18 protein-coding genes are annotated in these 15402 nt (G+C 63.1%); 3 read left to right on the top strand and 15 right to left on the bottom strand.

The annotated features are described in order from the left end of the window. The first annotated feature begins 25 nt into the window (after nucleotides 1-25). On the top strand, nucleotides 26-973 hold the full coding sequence (locus ASC68_RS14820; RefSeq protein WP_055880669.1) for a DMT family transporter: 948 nt from the start codon (nucleotides 26-28) through the stop codon (nucleotides 971-973). Nucleotides 974-1255: 282 nt separating this feature from the next. Next, nucleotides 1256-1696: a hypothetical protein gene (locus tag ASC68_RS14815; RefSeq protein WP_055880666.1), complete on the top strand. Its 441-nt coding sequence runs from the start codon at nucleotides 1256-1258 to the stop codon at nucleotides 1694-1696. Between the two features lie 129 nt (nucleotides 1697-1825). On the opposite strand, the gene ASC68_RS14810 is transcribed toward ASC68_RS14815, so the two are convergent. From ASC68_RS14810 to ASC68_RS14765, 10 genes are all read right to left on the bottom strand, one after another. Further along, the gene (locus tag ASC68_RS14810) at nucleotides 1826-2047 is read right to left on the bottom strand and encodes a hypothetical protein (protein WP_055880664.1); all 222 of its coding nucleotides are present in this window, start codon (nucleotides 2045-2047) and stop codon (nucleotides 1826-1828) included. A 62-nt stretch (nucleotides 2048-2109) separates the two neighbouring features. Beyond that, on the bottom strand, nucleotides 2110-2532 hold the full coding sequence (locus ASC68_RS14805; RefSeq protein WP_055880662.1) for an SH3 domain-containing protein: 423 nt from the start codon (nucleotides 2530-2532) through the stop codon (nucleotides 2110-2112). A 108-nt stretch (nucleotides 2533-2640) separates the two neighbouring features. Beyond that, nucleotides 2641-3099 carry an SH3 domain-containing protein gene (locus ASC68_RS14800; RefSeq protein ID WP_055880659.1) on the bottom strand — a complete coding sequence of 153 codons (459 nt, stop codon included), beginning with the start codon at nucleotides 3097-3099 and terminating at the stop codon, nucleotides 2641-2643. A gap of 231 nt (nucleotides 3100-3330) precedes the next feature. Next, nucleotides 3331-3702, bottom strand: coding sequence for an SH3 domain-containing protein (locus ASC68_RS14795; protein WP_055880656.1), 372 nt, complete (start codon nucleotides 3700-3702; stop codon nucleotides 3331-3333). Between the two features lie 196 nt (nucleotides 3703-3898). After that, nucleotides 3899-4252 carry an SH3 domain-containing protein gene (locus ASC68_RS14790; protein WP_055880654.1) on the bottom strand — a complete coding sequence of 118 codons (354 nt, stop codon included), beginning with the start codon at nucleotides 4250-4252 and terminating at the stop codon, nucleotides 3899-3901. Between the two features lie 167 nt (nucleotides 4253-4419). Beyond that, entirely contained in the window at nucleotides 4420-4788 is a 369-nt protein-coding gene (locus ASC68_RS14785; protein ID WP_156387341.1) for an SH3 domain-containing protein, read from the bottom strand. A 353-nt stretch (nucleotides 4789-5141) separates the two neighbouring features. Next, nucleotides 5142-5681, bottom strand: a complete 540-nt coding sequence (locus ASC68_RS14780) for a pyridoxamine 5'-phosphate oxidase family protein (protein WP_055880649.1) — start codon at nucleotides 5679-5681, stop codon at nucleotides 5142-5144. A 75-nt stretch (nucleotides 5682-5756) separates the two neighbouring features. After that, nucleotides 5757-6101 carry a hypothetical protein gene (locus ASC68_RS14775; protein WP_248310546.1) on the bottom strand — a complete coding sequence of 115 codons (345 nt, stop codon included), beginning with the start codon at nucleotides 6099-6101 and terminating at the stop codon, nucleotides 5757-5759. A 75-nt stretch (nucleotides 6102-6176) separates the two neighbouring features. Next, a complete protein-coding gene (locus ASC68_RS14770; protein WP_055880647.1) occupies nucleotides 6177-6620 on the bottom strand; it encodes a cyclic nucleotide-binding domain-containing protein in 444 nt (147 codons plus the stop codon). A 79-nt stretch (nucleotides 6621-6699) separates the two neighbouring features. Continuing rightward, nucleotides 6700-7032: a cupredoxin family copper-binding protein gene (locus tag ASC68_RS14765; protein WP_055880643.1), complete on the bottom strand. Its 333-nt coding sequence runs from the start codon at nucleotides 7030-7032 to the stop codon at nucleotides 6700-6702. A 425-nt stretch (nucleotides 7033-7457) separates the two neighbouring features. On the opposite strand from ASC68_RS14765, the gene ASC68_RS14760 reads away from it, so the two are divergent. Beyond that, nucleotides 7458-7655 carry a hypothetical protein gene (locus ASC68_RS14760; protein WP_055880640.1) on the top strand — a complete coding sequence of 66 codons (198 nt, stop codon included), beginning with the start codon at nucleotides 7458-7460 and terminating at the stop codon, nucleotides 7653-7655. Between the two features lie 5 nt (nucleotides 7656-7660). On the opposite strand, the gene ASC68_RS14755 is transcribed toward ASC68_RS14760, so the two are convergent. The 5 genes from ASC68_RS14755 to uvrB all read right to left on the bottom strand — a co-directional run bounded on the left by ASC68_RS14755 (nucleotide 7661) and on the right by uvrB (nucleotide 14874). Continuing rightward, nucleotides 7661-7939: a DUF1905 domain-containing protein gene (locus ASC68_RS14755; RefSeq protein WP_055880637.1), complete on the bottom strand. Its 279-nt coding sequence runs from the start codon at nucleotides 7937-7939 to the stop codon at nucleotides 7661-7663. Nucleotides 7940-8229: 290 nt separating this feature from the next. Beyond that, on the bottom strand, nucleotides 8230-8580 hold the full coding sequence (locus ASC68_RS14750; protein ID WP_156387340.1) for a hypothetical protein: 351 nt from the start codon (nucleotides 8578-8580) through the stop codon (nucleotides 8230-8232). A gap of 389 nt (nucleotides 8581-8969) precedes the next feature. Next, complete coding sequence (locus ASC68_RS14745; RefSeq protein ID WP_055880632.1) at nucleotides 8970-9260, bottom strand: hypothetical protein; 291 nt, start codon at nucleotides 9258-9260, stop codon at nucleotides 8970-8972. Nucleotides 9261-9559: 299 nt separating this feature from the next. After that, on the bottom strand, nucleotides 9560-12322 hold the full coding sequence (locus ASC68_RS14740) for a hypothetical protein (protein ID WP_055880629.1): 2763 nt from the start codon (nucleotides 12320-12322) through the stop codon (nucleotides 9560-9562). 170 nt (nucleotides 12323-12492) lie between these two features. After that, on the bottom strand, nucleotides 12493-14874 hold the full coding sequence (gene uvrB, locus ASC68_RS14735) for an excinuclease ABC subunit UvrB (protein ID WP_082528216.1): 2382 nt from the start codon (nucleotides 14872-14874) through the stop codon (nucleotides 12493-12495). Nucleotides 14875-15402 lie beyond the last annotated feature (528 nt).

The following is a 15402-nucleotide window of genomic DNA, read 5'->3' as shown; positions in this document are numbered from 1 at the left end:
GCGCTCGACTGCATAGAGTAGGTCCATGACTGAGCCCCATGCCGGGCAACCCCGCCGCCGCGCCGACAATATCGCGCTCGGCATCGGCCTCACCCTTCTGGCCATCGTTATCTTCGGTATCCAGGACGCGGTTTCCAAGTCGCTGGTGCAGACGCATTCGCCGTTCCAGCTCGCCATGCTGCGGTTCTGGGCCTTCGCGGCGTTTTCGCTGGTGCTGGTGAGCCGGCAGGGCCCGCTCAGAGAGGCGTTCCGCTCAAAATATCCCTGGCTGCAATGGCTCAGGGCGATCCTCCTGGTGGTCGATATCTGGTTTTTCGCCATGGCGCTGAAGACCGTGCCGCTGGCCGAACTGCAGGCGGTGGTGCTGGTCTATCCGCTGATGGCGACGCTGGTGGCGATCCCGATCCTCGGCGAAAAGGTCGGGCTGTTCCGGCTGGTGGCGGTGTTCATCGGTTTCTGCGGGGCGCTGGTGATCGTTCGACCGGGCGGCTTGCCGATCGATGGCGGGGTGATCTTCGCCATCCTCTCGGCGGCGAGCTATGCCGTCTACATCGCGCTGACCCGCAAGGTGTCGAGCGCCGACACTACGGCGACCAGCATGGTCTATGTCGGCGTGGTCGGACTGCTGCTGACCACCGCGGTGGGCGTGTTCTTCTGGCAGCCGATGGATCTGAGCGCCATGCTGCAGATGGGGCTGGTGATGGTCACGTCCACGGCGGCGCACGGGCTGATGATGGTGGCGCTGTCGCGAGCCCCGGCCAGCACGCTGCAGCCGTTCAACTATTTCGCGCTGCCCTGGGGCATTTTCCTCAGCTACCAGGTGTTCGGACATCTGATCGATCCGGTAGCGCTGATCGGCGGCGGCATTATTGTGGGCGCCGGGTTGGTGGTGATGGCGCGCGAGCGGCATCTGAGCCGGGTCGGGCGGCGGGGTGAGATGACCGCGGCAGAGGAAGAGACACTGCCGCATTGAGGGATCGGCAGTGGTCATCGGATGCAGTTAAGCGCGTGGCCCCACCCCCTCCCATCCTCCCCCATCAAGGGGGAGGTGTCTGCCGGTGCTTGGGGCAAGGGAGTGCCAAAGCTCAGGACCCCACCTCCCCCTTGATGGGGGAGGCAAGCGAAGCTTGGGAGCGTAGCGACCTAGCGCAGCTCGGAGGGGGTGGGGCCACACGCCCCAGCCCTTGAATCCCCACCCCCTCAGGGACATCTGATGCACAACGGGCGTTGACGCCTGGCGGAAGGGGATTGGCCGATGGTTGTGCTGCTGGAAGTCGTGCTGGTGCTGGGGCTGATCGGCGTCGTCGGCAGCTATTTCTTCCGCGGGCGGCGCGATGCCGAGCGGCAGGACGTGATCGAGCGGCGGGTCGAGGCCTATATGCAGACGATCCGGCGCGAAGGCGGCAGCTCGGAGCTGGCGGCGATGGGCGATCTCGAGCTCAGGGACCTGCTGCTGTCGAGCGCCCGCAACCTTCGGGTGCAGGCTGAGCGCAAGTGGTACATCCTGCTCGGCGGCGGGGCGGCCGCGGTGCTGGCGGCGATCGCCATCGGCACCGAAGAGGGGACGCGCGGCTTCGGTATCGTGCTGCTGGTGGCGGCGCTGGCGCTCTACGGCATCAACGAATTCATGGGCCGCCGCATGCGCGAGCCGCTCGTGGCACGCGGCATCGACGTCGAGCGGCTGCGGGTGGAATGAGACGCGGCAGTCGGCTGCAGTAGATCGGCAGTCGGCAATAGGCAGTCGATGTAGAAAGTGAGACCTGCTTCGACTGCCGACTGCCGACTGCCGACTGCCGACTGCCGACTGCCGACTGCCGACTGCCGACTACAGCCGCCGCATCTTGCCGACCATGAAGACCACGGCGCCGGCGATCACCAGTACGATCGGCGCCAGCACCATGATCGACAGGATCGTGCCGTCGATGTGGATGCTGCCGTTCTTCTGCAGTTCCGTCAGCCCGAAGCGTTCGATGAAGAAGATGCCCAGGCCCACGCTGGCGAGGGTGGAGGCGAGCTTCACGTAAGGCTTCATCTGCGGCGTGGACATCGGGCACCGGGCGCTGTGTGGTTCGGACTAAATAGGCCGCGTCACAGCGCCCGGCAAGCGGGTCAGTTGCTGAAGCAGAACGACACGTTGGGCCGGCCGAAGCAGGCCTGGCTGCGATAGAACGGATAGATCGGGCGAGCGCGGTAGCGCGGGCGCTCCAGATAGAAGCCGTCATCGTAGTCGTCGTAATAGTCGTCGTCGTCGTAATAGTCACGATCGCGGTAGCGATCGGCATTGAGGTAGTTGGCGTTCACCCAGCCATCCGGGCCGCGCTGCTCGATGAGGCACCAGGCGCCCTTGCAATAGTCGATCTCGACCCGCTGGCCCGGGCGCAGCACGCCGACGACCGCATAGCCGGTCCCGGCGCCGGCGCGGACGTTGACGGTCGAGGATGCATAGGCGGTGGCGGCGCTGGCCGCGCTGGCGCCGGCGGCGAGCGCGAACAGCGCGCTGGCAAGGCCGATGGCGATGGGACGGAGGGGCATGACGGGTCCTTTCGGGAGGTAACGTGATCTCGATATCCCCAAACGCCGCCAACCTGCTCCGGGTTTCCTGAACCGAAAATGAACAGTTGCGCCCTTGGGTTGCCTCACTCAGTTGCGGGGGCAGACCTGCGCATAGCGGCCGTGGATGCAGATGATGTCGCCGTAGAAATCATACTCACGGTACCGTTGGTGCGGCCGCTCGAGGAACGTGTAGTTGTCATAGTAGCGCTCGCCGCCATAGTAGCCGCCAGCATAGCTGCCGCTGTCGTGCTCGACCTCTGCGACGAAGCCATGCCGGGCGTAATGACGCGGCGTGGTGAGGTAGTTCGCATCGACCCAGCCATCCGGGCCGGATTGGCGGACGAGGCACCACGGACCGCGGCAATGATCGATGCGGACCCGCTCGCCGGGCGCGAGCACGGCGATAACCGGATGGCTGCCACCCGGGCCGGCGCGGACATTGACGACGGCCGACGCCACGGCGCCGCCGGCGCTGGCCGGTGCTATGCCGAGGCCGAGGCCGGCAAGGGTGGCAAGGACTGAGAGGGCGACGCGAACTGGTGACATACGGGACTCCTTTTGGAGGGGAGTAACTTGGAAGGGAGTAACGCGCGAGGGGCCCGAAACGCTGCGTTGCCGGAGTGGAGAGGTGTTAACCGCTGGTAAACGAAAGCGCCCCCGGGGGGAGGTCCCGGGAGCGCTTTGCGGTCGGCTGAGCTGACAGCCGATGGGGTAGGGGTTTCGCCTAGCGGCGAAGCCGCCCGAGGGAGCGTTTCGCCTAACGGCGAAGCCGCCCGGTTAGTAGCTGGTGCCGAGGCAGAACTGGGCGTTCTTGCCGTCGACGCAGAAGCTGCTGCCGAAGCCGTAACCGTAGCCGGGCTTGACCGGGTAGACCGGGCCGTCATCGTAATAGTCGAAATCGAGCACGCCGGCCTTCACCCAGCCATCCGGGCCGGGGATCTGCAGCTTGTACCAGTTCTTCCACTGGCCGATGACCTTCACCTTGTCGCCTTCGTAGACGGTGTTGATCGGCTGCGAGCCGTTCTGGTGGTTCTTGCGGACGTTGGCGTCCTGGTCGACATAGGCCCAGGTGGCGGCCATGGAGGCGCCGGCAGTGGCGAGGACGATGGCGGTGGCCAGAGCCGCGGTCTTGATGCTGGTGATGAACATGATGGGATCCTTGGTTGGAGTCGTTGAAGTCGCTAGTGGCATCGCTGCCTTGTCATGAGGTGTAGCAGGGCCAACCTGAACGCAGCCTGAAACCCCGGCAGTCCAAAACCCCTGGAAAACAAAGCGCCTCCGGGGGGAGGTCCCGGAGGCGCCGTAAAGATCAACCCGAATGGGGTTGAAGCACGCAGGCTGGAGCTCAGTAACCGCCGCTCAGGCAGAACGAGGCGTTCTGGCCGTTGATGCAGAACGAGCCGCCATAGCCATAGCCGTAGCCGGGGAACGGATACTGCTGGGCGAAATCGAGCACGTTGCCCTTCACCCAGCCATCCTGGCCCGGGATCTGCAGCTTGTACCAGTTGTTCCACTGGCCGACGATCTTCACCTTCTGGCCGGCCTGGACCCAGTTGACGTTCTGCGAGGCCTGCTGGTGAAACTTCTTCACCTTGGTGTTGTTCTCGACCCAGGCGTACTGGGCAGCCATCGAAACGCCAGCAGTGGCGATAACGACGAGAGTGGCGAGAGCGGCGGTTTTCAGAGCGCGGAAAGACATCTTCGGTTTCCTTCGTTTCGTGGGTTGGCGTTACTGCCTTGACCGTGAAGTTAGAAGGATGTGCCTGAACCGAAGCTGAAACCCTTGTACATGTAGAATGATTTCGCGCCTTGCGCGGAATCTGTTCATCATTGTGGCGGCAAAGGTGGCGCCTGAGGCGGCGGCGCCTACCAGCAGAAGATGCTGTTGTCGTCGTCGTCGCAGGTATCGATCGGATCGAGCGGATCGAAGCCTTCGAACTTGTAGGGCGTGACCTCGAGCTTGGCGCCGGAACCGACGAGGTAGGAGCCGCGCACCCAGCCGGCCGGCTCGCCATCCTTGCCGAGGAACAGGCACCAGTTGGAGTCCCTGGTGCAGCGCTGCAATTGCACCTGGCTACCCTTGGGCAGCGTGCCGATGGTGCGGTAGCCGGCGCCCGGCCCGCTGCGCACCGGAATATCGGCCGAAGCCCGTGCCGTGCCGCGCGACGCGGCTTCGGCCGGCAGCGCCGCAAGGCTGGCGACTACGAGGCTGAGGGCGAGAAGGGCGATACGCATCGGGAGACTCCGGCTGTTGTTGTTCTTGTTGGCGAGCAGCAACGCCGGAAAGCGGGCGAAATCGGGGCATGCGCGGGGGGGCGCGGTTCTGCGCAGTTGCCAGGGCAAGGGATGCCACGGCTCGGACTTTGAAAGTCCGGAGGGAAATGGGTGGGGCACTATGGCGCCATCAAACTCGGTGTCATCCCAGCGAAGGCTGGGACCTCACGGCGAGGGCTCTGCCCTCGTCCGGCTTTCGCAGCCCGCGCCAGCCGATGGTTGGGTCCCAGCTTTCGCTGGGATGACAGCCGCTGGGGAAGGCGAGAGCGTCTCAAACCGATAGGTGTCGCGCCCCACGCCCTCGGTGGGCCTTGCTACATCCGCACCGCGCCATGGTCGCCCACCGGCGGCTTCGCTCCGGTAATCGCGGCGGTGAGCATGAGGGCGGTGGCGGCCAGCTGGTTGGGGCCTTCCCAGATCTCGGCATTTTCCGGCGTCACCGTGAGCAATCGGATTTCCGGGTCGTCGGCGCTGTCCCACCAGGCTCTCGCGAAGGGCGTCCACAGCTCCTTGATCCGCGCGCGATCATTGCTGACCGCCGCCTGTCCGGTGATGGTGACATAGTCCTGCGCGTCGTGATCGGCGAAGGCGAGGGTGACGGTCGGGTACTTCTCGACCTGCTGTACCAAGGTGAGGGCCGGGGCGCCGGTAGCGTCGGCCAAGGTGGTGCCGCCGCTGACGCCGATGAGGAACTGGATCACGTCGGCATCGCGATCGACCGTGGCCGCAAGCGGGCGGATGCGCTGCTGCTCGCCATCCCAGCTGGTTAGGAGGGCAATGCGGATCTTCTCGGCGAGGTGCCAGGCCTTGTCGGTGAGCTCGGCGGGCGTGAGGCGATGTTCTTCATTGGCCATGATCGGCTCCTGTCGTTGCGATGACGAGGCAAACGGGCCAAGGGCCTGCGGAGTTGCCACCTGATGGCGAAGTGATCAGTAGCGGATCGGGCGGCGTCGCTTGATCTCCGCGATGCGCTCGGCATCGGCGTCGGCGCTGAGGTAGCGGCCGCGCTCGAGAATCTCGAGGGTGTACTCTCGGTAGGTGAGCCCCATCGCCTCGGCGCGGCGGGCCCGCATCACCGCGATATCGTAGGGCACGTCGTTGAAGGCCTTTTCGCTGGCGGCCTTCCACTCGAAATAGTTGCCAATGCCGTTATCGCCCCAGGGGCGCGGCGAGTCGTTCAACGGCGGGCCGCCGTTCGAGAGCGGGGCGGCGGGCGCCTCCGGGTCGTTGCGATCGTCTGTGTCTTGCCCGTCGAGGGTCTGGTGTTTCAGCATGACGCCATGTTCGGGCGGGGCGGCGACAAGATCAATGCAGTCGCGGTTATGGCTGCCATCAACCCTGCCGATGGCTCAGGCGCGGGTTTCGGCCCCGGTGACGGCGCCGAACAGCCGCTCGAGCAAGCCCTGGTCGCGGTGCCCCTCGCTCTCTTTCTTCAGTTGCACCAGCAGCGCGCTGGTGGCATCGAGCCGCTGGCAGGCGAGGGTGGCGACGTGCAGGGCGGCGATCGGGCTCTGTTCGAGCCAGCGCAGCCCATCCTCGATGTGGCGCACTTCGACCGGGGTGAGGGCGGTGACGTTGGCCGAGTGATCGGCGCCGAGCAGGATGCTCATTTCGCCGACCAGGGTGCCGGGCTCGGAGATGCGCGCCACTTCGACGCCGTCGCGCTCGACCACCAGCCGACCGGAGACGAGGATGAACAGCTCGCCGCGCGACTCGCCGGTCTCGATCAGCCGCTCGCCGCGCGCGAGGCTCACAGTCGGATAGGTATTGGTCAGCGCCAGCAGATTGGCCATGGTCGATCCCCCGTTTGACGGCAGGCTAGCGGCCCGGAGCGTGGCCGTCGAGTCGGTGCGACCGGGCGCCGTTGGGCAGCTAGTGGACGGTCACGGTGCCCTTCATCGAGGGGTGGATCTTGCAGATATAGGCATGCGCACCGGCGGCGCTGACGGTGACGGTGGCCCGCTTGCCGGTCGACAACCGGCCGGTATCGAAGGCGCCGTCATTGGCGGTGGCGGTGTGCGGGGCGCTGTCCTGGTTGATGAAGGTGATGGTGTCGCCTGCGGCGACGGTGAGCTTGGCGGGCTTGAACTTGTGTCCCTGGATCGTGACGGTGTGCCCGGCCGCCTCGGCGGGCAGGACGCCGAGGGCGAGCCCGCCGATGACCAGCGGCACCGCCAGGGCAACGGCGAGGAACGAATTGCGCATGCGAGCCTCCTCCGGGATGGCCGATGAAGGCTAGGAGCCGGCAGGCGGTGGCGCAATGCGGGGTCACGGAGTGGTGAAGGCGCGGTGCCGGCTTCGACCTCTTCACCTCTCCTTCGGGGGGCGCGGGAGCCGGGAGCACTTCAAGGATGCTTGAACCATACTCGATGTCATCCCAGCGAAAGCTGGGACCCATCTAACCGCTGGCACGGGCTGCGCGTTGGGTCCCAGCTTTCGCTGGGATGACAGCCGGTGGGTGGTTCGATACCGAGCCAAACCCTCTACGCCGATGCAGTCTCGCGCTCGTGCAGCGCCCCGCCCACCCGTGCCCTCGCCAGAGCGGCAGGGTTGAAATCCCAACGAAGGGAGTGGACTCCGCAAAAACCTCACGCCTAGAACAAAGCCAGAACATACGCCGGAGACGCGCCATGCCCAGACACACCATTCCGCTCAACGGCCGCACCTCGCGGCACACCAAGTTCACCCAGGACGAGGTGGAAGCGCTGCTGCAGAAAGGCTTTCGCTTCGCCATCTACCACCCCGCCGGCGACGAGTTCCGGCTGAGCCTGCCGCTGCAGACCATCGAGGATCGGACGCATGGCACGCTGACCATCGAGCAGGGGTGAGCGGCTCAATTGAGCCGCTCGGTCAGCGTCACGACGATGGCGTCGCCGACGCGCTTGCCCAGCTGGTTACGGAGCTTGGCGGCGACCGGCAGCTTATGGGTGCCGTTGCCGAGCGCCATGAAGCTGGAACGGAACGGCTTGCCATCCATGGTGCCGGCGACCTTCACGAGGCCGCGGGTGCCGAAGAAGGCGACGGACTCGGGCCACACCAGATAGGTCCAGCCGCCCTCGGCGGAACTCTGAACCAAAGTGGCCTCGAAGCTGGTGGGGAGAGTTACTGACATGATCGGCTCCTTTTCGCTTGCCTGACCTAATGTCGCGCGACGGTGGGGGATTTCGACAGGGGGTGCGGAGCGGCATCCGATTGCCCGCCGCGGAGCGCCCTTGCCCGCGGGCTATGTCGCTTGCAGGAGCCGGTGATTGGGCTCAGCTCTCACCCACCACCGGTGTCATGCCAGCGAAAGCTGGGACCCAACTCCCCACCGGTGCGGGCTGCGAAATGGGTCCCAGCTTTCGCTGGGATGACACCGAGTTTGGGGTGATCGCAGTGGGTCAGTTCGTCGGTTGAAACGCCCTAGCGAACCAGCATCACCTGCGACAGCGGCAGGAATTTCGTGCCGCCTTCGGCTGGGGTGAGGACGTAGCCGCCCTGGTCGCAAAGGTTGACCCGGCCGTCGCGCCGGCTCTCGCCGACCCGGGCACTGACCGCGGCGGCGCACTCGCTGCCGGGAACGATGACGGTGAAGGTGACGCGCTTGCCCGCCCCGATCTGTTTGAAGCCGCTGACCTCGCCGCCTTTCACCTTGAAGCCGGTGATCGGCTTGGTCAGGTTGTTGTGCAGGGTAAAGGCGTGCTCGGCAGCAGCTACCGGCAAAGCGGCGCAAACAAGAAGGCCGGCGAGCGCGGTACGAAGCGTAATGTGCATGAAATCCCCCAAGAATTCGCTGCACGTTATCGGCGCTGGACGTGGCCGTCGAGGGACAGGGTGCGCAACACGGATCGGGCCAGCGCGCCGCTGCGGCCGGCCCGATCGATCATTTGGTGGCGACGACGCCGTCCAGCGCCTGAGAGTTGACCCCGCCGGTCAGGCGGCGGCCGGGTTGGCGCAGCGAGCCTCGCGGCTCGGTGCACTCGCGCAGCGTTACCGCTTCGCCCTTGCTGAGCTGGCTGAACGGCCGGTGGCCGGGGTTGCGACAGACCGGCGTGACCCGACCTGCGCCAGGGCGGGGGTGGTGAAAGAGCCGGGCGCGACGAGCGTGGCGATCAAGGCGAGCGCGGCGGCCTGGCGTTTGCTGAGCATGGGGCCGGTCCCCGTCACTGTGTGGACACGGCGCCATCGAGCGCATCGGCCGCGACCCATCCGCTGCGGGGATGCGGCCCGGCGAGCTGCCCGACCCGGCACCAGGTCGGCTTGCCCACGCATTCGTACAGCCTGAGCCGCTCGCCCTTGGCGATGCCGGTGACCCGCCGGCCATCCGGCGGCGGCGCCCGCAGCAGGTCGGTGGCGCGAACTGCAGTGATTTCGGGGAAGGTCTGAGCGAAGGACGGGGCAGTCAAACAGGCGGCCGCAACGGCAAAAGCCGTGACGCTAAGCTTTGGCAGCATTTGATGTTTTACCTCGCGTTGCGGGATGCAACGGGGCGAACATGAAAGTCATATGATGAATTGAGGATGAACCGAGTGTGGGGAGGCGCGGCCGTGCCGCCGGTCACCTCTGCCACGCCAGCGATCCTAGATAGATGCGGCATCGGCGCGCATGATGTCTTACGACAACGGCAACAACTCATCGTCACTTCATCATTGAAGACTAGTTCGCGAACGCGGCAGCCGCAGGCGACCAGCGTATGAGGAACCAGAGCTCATTGGTCGACGGTGAACGTGGATGTGGTTGAGGCTCAGTCCTCCTAGCCCCCGCGACTCAGAACCCTTTCCGACGCCCGCAGCTCAGCCGCTTCTCGCCTTTCGGAAATGAAGTCGTCGATCGATTTCGCCGCCTTGTAGGTTACCGGGCCCAGAACCCTTTTTGCTCTCGATTCTGCGTCGCCCGGATGTCGCAGTTTAGTTAGTTCGTACCATTGAAGTAATGCCAACAGAGAGTGCCCGCGGACCGCGATACGGATGCCGATCACTATCGCCAAAGTTGCAACGCCAAATACAATCGCAACCAAAGTTGGAAAATGCATAAATATCATCACGATAACTGTCAAAATAGCGGCCGGAAGTATCAGCGAGAGCGTGTATCTAGGCAACTTCGGTAGTCTTATGCTGTCGATTGCATCGAATATCTTGTCAGCCCCAACTAGGCGCGCATTGATCTTTGCCCATGCAATCGCGGACGCCGCCAAAATGGTATAGCTCTTCGCCAAATTGACGTTATCGACAGTAAATATGGCGTCGTACCAACGCTGATCGGACATCTCCACGAAGAATTTCCGCGCCTCCGGTTCCCTTAGCAATGGCAGGCATGGATTGGACATAGAAAAATAGGTCCAATATGGGCCTCTGTCTTCTCCGGATAATTTTTGTTGCACTGACCAATAACAAAATAGAGCGATAAAGTACTCATAAAATTGCTTGTGAGGAAAGTAATATCCGGCCGGACCGGATACCACATCTCGAACAACGACGCCAGTTGTTCTGATGTCAGATATGAGTGACTCCTGCGTCTTTCCAGCGCCCTGTTCTCTTTCTTGCGTTAAGTAGTCCTTGGTGTACTGGATCTCCTCGTCGCTTGCGTCTATGTGCGCGACATAGGCCTCAGATACCAACTGCGCGGCTCGAATGGATTTTTCTAGGTCATCGCGGGAAATGGTGTTGGACATTCCCGCGCGCTGCATGTCGCGAGCAATGGCCATCATGTAAAAATTTTTAACACGATGGGGGACGTGCAGATAGTTCTGCTTTTTGGTGAGGCCGCTTTTGATCTGCTCATCCTCGACCTCTCTCTCCTTCCTTCGGTACTCAAATTCGATGTAGTTTTCTATGATCTTCGCGGAGGTCACCTTGCCCGAGTTGACCAAGCTTTCTTTGATTTCGTCCCATGTGATGGCGATCAAGGGCAGCATCGACGGCCGCGAAGCGATGTCGCGGAAACGGGCATCGGTGCGGTAGTGCGCGAGAATGCCGTCCGACGTGGACTGCGGAAATGGACGGAGCGCTTCCTCTATCTTTTGCTCGTCGAAGAATCTGAAAGAGTAAAGAGTTGCGAATGGCTGTCCCGATGCTGCCATAATCTCGTCGATCCGGAGCAGGCGGCGAAGTTCCTTGTCATCAAGAAAGAAGTTTGGACGCCCGGTGAAGGCGATTTTCGATCTGGGAAACGCGAAGCGCCAGAGGGCATCAAACTGGGCGAGCCGCTGAGAGCGGAGCCCGGCGTTGTTCACTTCGTCGAACCCTTCAAAGAACAGAATAGCACGCCCGGCAACGACAAGGTTGAGCAACGCGCGACCGGATAGCCGGTGCTGAGCTCCCCACGCGGCAAGAAAATTCGACCTTGTTAGTGTTGATGGATCCCTTCCTCTCAACGGTATGAGGAGTGGAATGCGACGATTTATTTGTGGGTTGGCGATGTAAGATTTGGCCCAGTCAGCGCAATATTGTAAGATGGCGCTTGACTTGCCTTGACCGAACTCTCCTACGAGGGAGAGCTGCTGTCGCCCTTCTTTTGCAACCCAATCGTCGATGAGGGCAGAGAATGTCGTGGTGGCTCCGTCCTCCTTCTGAACCAACGTTGGCTCAACAAATATGTCGGACAGAGTAAGGGCCGTACCCAAGACACTGTCACGCTCGAACCGGCTAATAAGATCCTCGCAGTAGCCTCTCAGATTTACGCCAAGAGATAGCAGGGAGGCCTTGCTAATTATCCGAACCTTGACACCGTCGTGGTCAAATACCTTATCAAGACGGTCGTCACTGTCGACGCAGACGTATAGATGCCCGTACTGGCCTTTACGGTCGTGAAGTAGCGTGACGGCTTGTTTGGAGGTAAGTTCTTGAGAGACGGGGAGGACGGCAACGGTAGTGGTCTTGCTTGGATCGTGTACTGGTGCGAGGGTGCCAAACCAGCAGTTTAGCTCCGTGCTCCAGGCAGTCTCGGCAACCGAGATCTCGTTAATCGCCTCGAGAATCAGGTCTCGCGCGAAAAGGTCCCAGTGCGGGTTCGGGGGGGCGTCGCTGAGTTCTAGACTCGAATGCAAAGCTCTTTCGTCAATCACGACGTCAGCTTTTCCGGTGGCTCGCATGGCGAGATACTCCCGAGCGATTTGGAAGAGTTCCATCTCGGTACCGCTCGCGATCAACTGGGCGTCCAGCGAGGTTGGAGGGCCGTCCCATGTTTCTATAGTCGATTGTCCGAAGCGATAGAGGGTCCGGATCAAGACTAGGCAAAGAACAATTATTAGAAAGTAGTCCAGCGCCTTCGAGGCGACGCTCCAAGGGCCGATGAGACTTGATCTGCCCATCAGCGTCAGAACATTGGACGTAAGGGATTCGAGAAAATTTAGCTGTCCCACTGCAAATATGGTTGTAGGAACGGCCAGCATTATCGCGCCAACAATTGATGCGGCAAAACGACCCTTTCCAGTGAGAAGTTTCAGCCTGAGATAGGCGGCGTAGACGATCAACAAGACAACAATCGCCGCCAAGGCGAGCGTAATAGCAAGCAGCATGTGAGTCCCCCTCAGGGAGACCAACATAATCAAAGGCTAGGCTAAGCGAAAGTCGGTAGTAGTGAGAGCTACGTTAGCCGAAGAGTCCACGCAACGTCGACAGCTCCGGCGTTCAAGTAGTACGGATAGCAGGCTCCACAGCGCGGCTCGAAGTCTCGAGTTCGATCGCGCTACTCCACCCCACCCTCCAACACATCCAACTCCATCTCCCTTAGCCGCTTCACCTCGTCGCGCAGCCGTGCCGCCTTCTCAAACTCCAAGTTCGTTGCGGCCTCGCGCATCTCGCGTTCCAGGTCCTTGATCACCGCAGCGAGGTTTGCCCCGGCCTGCACCTTTTCCTTGCCGCTCTTGTCTTTGCCGATCGAGACGGTGACGTGGTCCTGTTCGTAGATGCTGTCGACGATTTCCTTGATGTTGGATTTCACCGATTGCGGGGTGATGCCGTTGGCGACGTTGTAGGCGGTCTGCTTTTCGCGGCGGCGGCTGGTTTCGGCCATGGCGCGTTCCATGGAGCCGGTGATGTTGTCGGCGTAGAGGATGACCTTGCCGTCGACGTTACGGGCGGCGCGGCCGATGGTCTGGATCAGTGAGGTTTCGGAGCGCAAAAACCCTTCCTTGTCGGCATCGAGGATGGCGACGAGGGCACATTCGGGGATGTCGAGGCCTTCACGCAGCAGGTTGATGCCGACCAGCACATCGAAGGCGCCGAGGCGGAGATCCCTGATGATTTCGATGCGCTCGATGGTGTCGATATCGCTGTGCATGTAGCGCACGCGAATGCCCTGCTCGTGCATGTATTCGGTGAGATCCTCGGCCATGCGCTTGGTGAGCACGGTGACCAGGGTGCGGTAGCCGGCCTTCGACACCTGGCGGATCTCGTCGACCACGTCGTCGACCTGGGTTTTTGCTGGCCGGATCTCGACCGGCGGATCGATCAGGCCAGTGGGGCGGATGACCTGCTCGGCGAACACGCCGCCGGACTGTTCCATTTCCCAGGCGCCGGGGGTGGCCGAGACGTAGATGGTCTGCGGGCGCATGGCGTTCCACTCCTCGAAGCGGAGCGGGCGGTTATCCATGGCCGAGGGCAGGCGGAAGCCGTATTCGGCGAGGGTGGCCTTGCGGCGCAGGTCGCCGCGATACATGGCGCCGAGCTGGCCGACGGTGACGTGGCTTTCGTCGATGAACACCAGGGCATTGTCGGGCAGGTATTCGAACAGCGTCGGTGGCGGCTCGCCGGGCTTCCGGCCGGAGAAGTAGCGCGAATAGTTCTCGATGCCGGCGCAGGAGCCGGTGGCTTCCATCATTTCGAGATCGAACAGGGTGCGCTGCTCGAGCCGCTGGGCTTCGAGGAAGCGGCCGGCGCCGTTCAGTTCCTGCAGGCGGGCGGCGAGCTCCTTGCGGATCTCCTTGATGGCGCCGGTGAGGGTGGCGCGCGGCGTCACATAGTGGCTGTTGGCGAAGATGCGGACGCTGAGCAGGTCCGACGACTTCTTGCCGGTGAGCGGATCGAACTCGGCGATCGACTCGATCTCGTTGCCGAACAGGGTGATGCGCCAGGCGGCATCCTCATAGTGGGCCGGGAACAGCTCAACCGTGTCGCCGCGCACCCGAAAAGTGCCGCGGACGAAGCCGGTGTCGCCGCGCTTGTATTGCAGCTGGCTGAGCGAGCGCAGCAGCTCCTGGTGGTCGACCTTCTGGCCCTTGCGGAGATCGAAGGTCATGGCGGTGTAGTCTTCCACCGAGCCGATACCGTAGATGCAGGAGACCGAAGCGACGATGATGACGTCGTCGCGTTCGAGCAGGGCGCGCGTCGCTGAGTGGCGCATGCGATCGATCTGCTCGTTGATGGTCGATTCCTTCTCGATATAGGTGTCGGTCCGCGGCACATAGGCCTCGGGCTGGTAGTAGTCGTAGTAGGAAACGAAATACTCGACAGCGTTGTCGGGGAAGAACGACTTCATCTCGCCATAGAGCTGAGCGGCCAGCGTCTTGTTGGGCGCAAGGATCAGCGCCGGCCGCTGAGTGCGCATGATGGTCTGCGCCGCGGTAAAGGTCTTGCCGGAGCCGGTGACGCCGAGCAGCACCTGGTCGGTCTCGCCGTTCTCGACGCCCTCGACCAGGTCGGCGATGGCGGTGGGCTGGTCGCCGCGCGGCTCGTAGCTGGTGACCAGCTTGAACGGCACACCGCCTTCGGATTTGTCGCGCGGGGCAGGGCGGTGCGGCTTCCACTCCTTATTGCCCTCCACCTCCTTGCGGCCGTGCAGGATGATATCCTCGAGCGCCTTCACGGTGGCGGAGATGCCGACGGTCTGCGCGCCGGCCAGCGACTGGCCGGGCATGTTCTTGGCCCTGACCTTCTTCTTCGAGGTCTCGAGCGCTTCGCGCAGCTGCTCCATCACCTCGGGGTCTTTCGCCGCCTGGCGCGAGATATCGCGGGCCGTGACGTGGCCGGAGGGCAGGTGGCCGAAGCCGGCCTGGTCCGACTCACCCATGCCGCCGAAATCCGGACGATCGACCGAGTTGGCCTTCGACTTGGGAGCCTTGAGCTGCATGCCCGTGGCGGCGGAGCGCGCCGTCTTTTTCGGCTTTTCCTGCGCCAGCGGGCCATCGGCCTTCTTGATCAGGGGTTGGGGCGTCAGCGGCTGGATGCCGGTACCGACGGCTTCGGCGGCGCGGCGGGCGGCGTTGTCGAGGGCGCGCTTGTTCTTCAGGCGCTCCTGCGGCAGCCGCTTGTTCAGGCGCTCGTCCTCGGCCTTCTCGATCTCGCCGAGGAAGTCATCGATGGAGAAGTCGGAAACCGGCTTTTTCGGGGGCATGGCGGACTCTCGGCGTTTGGTTCACTTGGCGCCCCGCGATAGGAGCGCGGGCGGTGCGCAGCCAGCACCATAGATAGGTGTGCTGTCAGAATCTGTCAGTGTTGTCGTGGTTCCACGTCAATATAGGGCGTGGCGAACGGAAAGGGAACAGGGGGGCCAAAGGCACGATGCCCACCTCCCCCTTGACGGGGGAGGCAAGCGGAGCTTGGGAGCGACAGCGGAGCTAGCGCAGCTCGGAGGGGGTGTGCGGAGCCTCGTTGCCTG

The organism is Devosia sp. Root105, assembly GCF_001424865.1.
In the GTDB taxonomy this organism is placed as follows: domain Bacteria; phylum Pseudomonadota; class Alphaproteobacteria; order Rhizobiales; family Devosiaceae; genus Devosia_A.
Note: the sequence above shows the minus strand (reverse complement) of the source record. Positions and strands in the feature narration are given on the sequence as shown.

What these genes read in the sequence shown, in the direction of transcription:
- ASC68_RS14780 (WP_055880649.1), bottom strand. Translation starts at nt 5,681, where the DNA reads ATGGCCAATGAAGAACATCGCCTCACGCCCGCCGAGCTCACCGACAAG.
- ASC68_RS14755 (WP_055880637.1), bottom strand. Translation starts at nt 7,939, where the DNA reads ATGTCAGTAACTCTCCCCACCAGCTTCGAGGCCACTTTGGTTCAGAGT.
- ASC68_RS14795 (WP_055880656.1), bottom strand. Translation starts at nt 3,702, where the DNA reads ATGTTCATCACCAGCATCAAGACCGCGGCTCTGGCCACCGCCATCGTC.
- ASC68_RS14790 (WP_055880654.1), bottom strand. Translation starts at nt 4,252, where the DNA reads ATGTCTTTCCGCGCTCTGAAAACCGCCGCTCTCGCCACTCTCGTCGTT.
- ASC68_RS14820 (WP_055880669.1), top strand. Translation starts at nt 26, where the DNA reads ATGACTGAGCCCCATGCCGGGCAACCCCGCCGCCGCGCCGACAATATC.
- ASC68_RS14740 (WP_055880629.1), bottom strand. Translation starts at nt 12,322, where the DNA reads ATGCTGCTTGCTATTACGCTCGCCTTGGCGGCGATTGTTGTCTTGTTG.
- ASC68_RS14760 (WP_055880640.1), top strand. Translation starts at nt 7,458, where the DNA reads ATGCCCAGACACACCATTCCGCTCAACGGCCGCACCTCGCGGCACACC.
- ASC68_RS14810 (WP_055880664.1), bottom strand. Translation starts at nt 2,047, where the DNA reads ATGTCCACGCCGCAGATGAAGCCTTACGTGAAGCTCGCCTCCACCCTC.
- ASC68_RS14815 (WP_055880666.1), top strand. Translation starts at nt 1,256, where the DNA reads ATGGTTGTGCTGCTGGAAGTCGTGCTGGTGCTGGGGCTGATCGGCGTC.
- ASC68_RS14800 (WP_055880659.1), bottom strand. Translation starts at nt 3,099, where the DNA reads ATGTCACCAGTTCGCGTCGCCCTCTCAGTCCTTGCCACCCTTGCCGGC.
- ASC68_RS14805 (WP_055880662.1), bottom strand. Translation starts at nt 2,532, where the DNA reads ATGCCCCTCCGTCCCATCGCCATCGGCCTTGCCAGCGCGCTGTTCGCG.
- ASC68_RS14745 (WP_055880632.1), bottom strand. Translation starts at nt 9,260, where the DNA reads ATGCTGCCAAAGCTTAGCGTCACGGCTTTTGCCGTTGCGGCCGCCTGT.
- ASC68_RS14750 (WP_156387340.1), bottom strand. Translation starts at nt 8,580, where the DNA reads ATGCACATTACGCTTCGTACCGCGCTCGCCGGCCTTCTTGTTTGCGCC.
- ASC68_RS14785 (WP_156387341.1), bottom strand. Translation starts at nt 4,788, where the DNA reads ATGCGTATCGCCCTTCTCGCCCTCAGCCTCGTAGTCGCCAGCCTTGCG.
- ASC68_RS14765 (WP_055880643.1), bottom strand. Translation starts at nt 7,032, where the DNA reads ATGCGCAATTCGTTCCTCGCCGTTGCCCTGGCGGTGCCGCTGGTCATC.
- ASC68_RS14770 (WP_055880647.1), bottom strand. Translation starts at nt 6,620, where the DNA reads ATGGCCAATCTGCTGGCGCTGACCAATACCTATCCGACTGTGAGCCTC.
- uvrB (WP_082528216.1), bottom strand. Translation starts at nt 14,874, where the DNA reads ATGCAGCTCAAGGCTCCCAAGTCGAAGGCCAACTCGGTCGATCGTCCG.
- ASC68_RS14775 (WP_248310546.1), bottom strand. Translation starts at nt 6,101, where the DNA reads ATGCTGAAACACCAGACCCTCGACGGGCAAGACACAGACGATCGCAAC.